This is a genomic window from Tunicatimonas sp. (assembly GCF_049647865.1).
GTDB lineage: Bacteria > Bacteroidota > Bacteroidia > Cytophagales > Cyclobacteriaceae > Tunicatimonas.
This window is the reverse complement of the sequence record NZ_JBARYM010000122.1, coordinates 1-2,138: the sequence shown is the minus strand read 5'-3', so window position 1 is coordinate 2,138 and position 2,138 is coordinate 1. Positions and strand designations below refer to the sequence as shown.

4 protein-coding genes are annotated in these 2,138 nt (G+C 43.5%); all 4 read right to left on the bottom strand.

All coding sequences use genetic code 11. The features are described from left to right. Positions 1 to 188: 188 nt before the first annotated feature. Positions 189 to 395 (bottom strand): hypothetical protein, encoded by a 207-nt coding sequence (locus WBA23_RS03965; RefSeq protein WP_424580949.1) that lies wholly within the window; start codon positions 393 to 395, stop codon positions 189 to 191. 131 nt (positions 396 to 526) lie between these two features. Further along, the gene (locus tag WBA23_RS03960; protein ID WP_424580948.1) at positions 527 to 661 is read right to left on the bottom strand and encodes a hypothetical protein; all 135 of its coding nucleotides are present in this window, start codon (positions 659 to 661) and stop codon (positions 527 to 529) included. Positions 662 to 705: 44 nt separating this feature from the next. After that, positions 706 to 1,413 (bottom strand): RadC family protein, encoded by a 708-nt coding sequence (gene radC, locus WBA23_RS03955; RefSeq protein ID WP_424580947.1) that lies wholly within the window; start codon positions 1,411 to 1,413, stop codon positions 706 to 708. 4 nt (positions 1,414 to 1,417) lie between these two features. Further along, positions 1,418 to 2,138, bottom strand: a 721-nt coding sequence (locus WBA23_RS03950) for a hypothetical protein (RefSeq protein ID WP_424580946.1), incomplete at its 5' end; no start/stop codon positions are given.

Here is a 2,138-nt window from a genome sequence, read left to right as displayed (position 1 = left end):
AACCCCAGCGGTGCCCGCTACGACGAAGATGCTGCTCAAGATGCCTACGATAAAACCTTGGCTTTCTTGAAAGAGCATTTGTAATTAGTCTTTCTAAAGTCTTGTTAGGCTGATTCTCCCCCTCCCTGCGTGAGCTTTGATAAGGAAGTCAGAGGGACTCCTTTACCGTCAAATATGTTACGAGATTCCTAAATCGCTTCCCGCTTCGTTTCAGCAATACGCTCATTTAACTCTTGTATCACAAAGTCTACCTTTCTATGCCGAAAGAAGTAATTGAGTGATCCAAGGAAAAAGAAGGATTCTCCCAAATACGGGTGTTCTTCTAACAAGTGCACCGCATGTACACCGTTCAGTGCCTTTAGCTCCACCTCTCTTATTTCATTGAGCGGAACCATAATATCTACTTCGTCTTTAACGAGTAGATGGTCACCGTTCCAAATGACATTGCGGTAACGTTTAAACCTAACAAGTGCGAGAACCAGCGTAGCAATGAATACGCCCCAACCAATTAATGATGTAATGATTGTCAGTAGGCTCGGAGAATTGAGTAATAACCAAATTGCACCTGCCGTAGTAGAGCCACTCCGGCTGAAGCTAAGATTTTGAAAGTAAGTAGATAACGACTACTGATTCGTAAAGGAAGCGTTAACACGTTGCTCATAGAAAAGGACTGTTAAGTCTCAATTTAGCTATAAGCTGTTAATTCTACAAAATTCCCTCATCGGCAAAACTCAGGTAGCTTTGGTCGGTGAAGATGATATGATCCAACACAGGTAAATCCAGGTGCTTTCCAGCCTCCTTGAGCTTGAGAGTAAGATGGATATCCGCTTCGCTAGGCTTAAGATTCCCTGATGGATGATTATGCACGAGTACAATAGAACTCGCTAGTTTTTCTAAGGCTCCCTTAAAAATAGTTTTTGGATCAGCTACCGTGCCGCTCACTCCTCCCTGGCTCACGCAGTGGGTACTGATGACCATATTGGCCCGATTCAGTAAAATAATCCAGAACTGTTCCACTGGCTGGTCAAGCAAGTAGGGTTGCATAATCCGGTAGGCATCTTCTGAGCTTAGAATCTTCTCTCGCTTCACTGGCTCACTAGATTTTCTTCGTCGTCCTAGTTCTAATGCGCTTATAATGCTAATGGCTTTGGCCTCGCCAATTCCCTCAAATTTTTTCAGGTCGGCTACCGAGAGTTTGGCTAGCTCGTGCAGGTTGTGATCAACACTACGCAAAATCGTCTTGGCTACGTCTACCGCACTTTTATCGCGGGTGCCCGAACCAATCAAAATAGCGATTAGCTCGGCATCTGAGAGAGCGGCTCGTCCCTTGAGCAGTAGTTTCTCGCGGGGGCGATCTTCTTCAGCCCAACTTAAAATGCCTCGTTCTCGAAGTGTAGGTCTGTTTGATTCCAATTGCTTATTCTTTACCACCAAACGCATCAAATCCAAATGAAAAGTCTAAGCGTACTTCAGGATAGGAAATTTGCTCGCCGTTGAACTCCTGAGAATGTGAACTCATATCCAACTTAATGGCAACTTTATTAATTGGACGATATACAACGCCAAGCGAAATTTTAGAGAACCTTCCATCGTCCGCAATACCTGCTTCGTTATCGCCCCCAAAAGTTTTGCTGGCAATAGTTTCCGGATTAGACAACTCATCGTAGAAGAAATAAGGAACAAATTGCCCAGCATTTGTCTGAATATTATAACTAATACGGGTGTAAAATGTAGATGTCACGTAATTAGATTCAGTAATTACATCATTGGGGGTTAGCTCATCATTGGGTATTAAAGTATTTTCACCTAAAAAGTTCGCTCGCTGATTCAGGTTAATTCCGGCCTCCCTGATAATGGTAAGCACATCATTAGGGTTGCGAATGCCTTGATGACTAGCTCGCCAATAAGCGGTTTGTATTAAGAACTTACTAATTCGTTTTTCTATAAATCCACCCAATACATTAAACTGGTCAGCTTGCATCCAAGGAAGAACTCCGCCTCGCGACGGACCATCACCAAAGCTAGTAGTAGAAGTAACCGTTTGGCCATTAACACTAGAGGCGTATCCGGAAGTACCAATGATGATACCGTTTTGGTCAGACTGATAGCGGAAATCCCAACCTAAAGGAATATTATCC